Origin of the sequence: Mycobacterium sp. 1423905.2 (assembly GCF_001673155.1) — a bacterium.
Lineage (GTDB): Bacteria > Actinomycetota > Actinomycetes > Mycobacteriales > Mycobacteriaceae > Mycobacterium.
In genome coordinates this window covers 1-2,403 of record NZ_LZLE01000225.1, presented here as the reverse complement: position 1 = coordinate 2,403, position 2,403 = coordinate 1, and the positions used below count along the sequence as shown (strand labels likewise).

3 protein-coding genes are annotated in these 2,403 nt (G+C 64.9%); all 3 read left to right on the top strand.

Annotation, left to right across the window (positions count from 1 at the left end; genetic code table 11):
- On the top strand, positions 1-1,094 hold a 1,094-nt coding region (locus A9W95_RS13915), incomplete at its 5' end, for an MCE family protein (RefSeq protein WP_067413523.1).
- On the top strand, positions 1,091-2,245 hold the full coding sequence (locus A9W95_RS13910; protein ID WP_067413520.1) for a virulence factor Mce family protein: 1,155 nt from the start codon (positions 1,091-1,093) through the stop codon (positions 2,243-2,245). The genes A9W95_RS13915 and A9W95_RS13910, both read left to right, overlap by 4 nt.
- Before the next feature lie 9 nt (positions 2,246-2,254).
- Positions 2,255-2,403 (top strand): hypothetical protein (locus A9W95_RS27980; protein WP_172826617.1); only part of this gene is annotated, 149 nt, incomplete at its 3' end.

Below are 2,403 nucleotides of genomic sequence, written 5' to 3'. Positions count from 1 at the left end.
GGGCGGTCCTGCCCGACGGCGCCACGATCGACCTGTCGCGGACCGCGGTCCCGGTGGAATGGGACGAGGTCAAAGAGGCCCTGACGCAACTGTCGGTGCAGCTCAGTCCCGCGGCGGGCGAGGTGCAAGGCCCGCTGGGCGCCGCGATCAACCAGGCCGCGGACACCCTAAACGGTAATGGCGACTCGTTCCACAACGCGCTGCGCGAGCTTTCCCAAGTTGCGGGGCGACTGGGGGATTCGCGCAACGACATCTTCAGCACGGTCAAGAACTTGCAGATTCTGGTTGACGCGTTGTCGGCCAGCAACGACCAGATCGTGCAGTTCGCCGGGCACGTCGCCTCGGTATCGCAGGTCCTAGCGGACAGTTCGCGCAACCTGGACCACACCCTCGGGACGCTGAACCAGGCCCTGTCTGACGTCAGGGGTTTCCTGCACGAGAACAATTCGACGCTGATCGACACGGTCACGCAGCTCGGTGACTTCTCCAAGACGCTGAGCGACCAGAGCGAGAACATCGAGCAGGTGCTGCACGTCGCCGGGCCGGGTATCACCAACTTCTACAACATCTACGACCCGGCGCAAGGCACGCTCAACGGCTTGCTGTCGTTGCCGAACTTCTCAAACCCGGTGCAGTTCATCTGCGGCGGGTCCTTCGACACCGCGGGCGGACCGTCGGCACCGGACTACTTCCGGCGCGCCGAGCTGTGTCGCGAACGGCTCGGCCCCGTGCTGCGCCGGCTTACCGCCAACTATCCGCCGATCATGTTCCATCCGCTGAACACGATCACGGCCTACAAGGGCCAGATCATCTATGACACCCCGGCCACGCAGGCAAAGGCGGCCACCCCTGTCCCGGAACTGACCTGGGTGCCCGCCAAGGGCGCCGGACAACCTGCGCAGAGCAACCCGACGGACCTGCAGACGCTGCTGGTGCCGCAAACGCCCGGCGCGCCGGCCGGCTCGCCGCCTGGTTATGGCCCGCGGCCCGGCCCCGCGCCGGATGCACCGGCCGCGCCGGCTCCGGCGGCCGGTCCCGCCCCTGGCGCCGGTCCTGTGTTGCCGCTGCCCGCCGAGCAGGGGGCCGGCGGATGAAGCGAATCTGGTTGCGTGGCAGCGTGTTAGCGGCGAGTAGCCTACTGCTGGCCGGGTGTAACTTCAGCGGCCTGAACTCGCTGTCGATGCCCGGCACCGAAGGTCACGGCAGCGGTGCGTACTCCGTCACCGTCGAAGTGCCCGACGTGGCGACGTTGCCGCAGAACTCACCGGTCATGGTCGACGACGTGACGGTCGGAAGTATTTCCGGTATTGACGCCGAGCAGCGCGCCGACGGTTCCTTCTACGCCGCAGTGAAACTCGCCCTGAACAAGAACGTGGTGCTGCCGGCGAATGCGACCGCCAAGGTGTCGCAGACGTCGCTGCTGGGTTCAATGCATATCGAGTTGGCGGCCCCGAAAGACCAGCCGCCCAAAGGCCGGCTGACCGACGGTTCGAGGATCGCCGAGTCCCGCACCGGCCGCTCACCCACCACCGAAGAGGTGTTCTCCGCCCTCGGTGTGGTGGTCAATAAAGGCAACGTCGGTGCGCTGGAAGAGATCACGAACGAGACCTACCAAGCCGTGGCCGGCCGGCAAGGCCAGTTCACCGACCTGATGCCCCGCCTGGCCGAGTTGACGTCAGGGCTGAACAAGCAAGTGAATGACATCATTGCCGCGATGGAGGGCCTGAACCGGTTCTCGGCGATCCTGGCGCGCGACAAGGACAACTTGGGCAGGGCGCTGGACACCCTGCCTGAAGCGCTGCGGGTGCTGAACAAGAACCGGGACAACATCGTGGAAGCTTTTGCCGCGCTGAAGAAAATGGCCACCGTCACTTCGCACGTGTTGGCCAAGACCAAGGTGGATTTCGCCGCCGACCTCAAAGACGCCTACTCGATCGTCAAGGCGCTCAGCGACAATCGCAAGAACTTCGTCACCTCGATGCAGATCCTGTTGACCTTCCCGTTCCCCAACTTCGGGATCAAGCAGGCGGTGCGCGGGGACTACCTGAACGTGTTCACCACCTTCGACCTCACCTTGCGCAGGCTGGGTGAAACGTTCTTCACCACAGCGTATTTCGACCCGAACATGGCGCACATGTCCGAGATCCTCAATCCACCGGACTTCCTGGTCGGCGAGATGGCCAACCTGTCCGGCCAAGCGGCCGACCCGTTCAAAATTCCGCCCGGCACGGCGGCTGGACAGTAGGGGCGGGACATGATTGACAGGCTTACCAAGATCCAGCTGTCCATCTTCGCGGTCATCACCGTGATCACGTTGGCGGTCATGGCCATCTTCTACCTGCGCCTGCCGGCCACCTTCGGCCTCGGCACCTACGGGGTGAGCGCGGACTTCGTCGCCGGCGG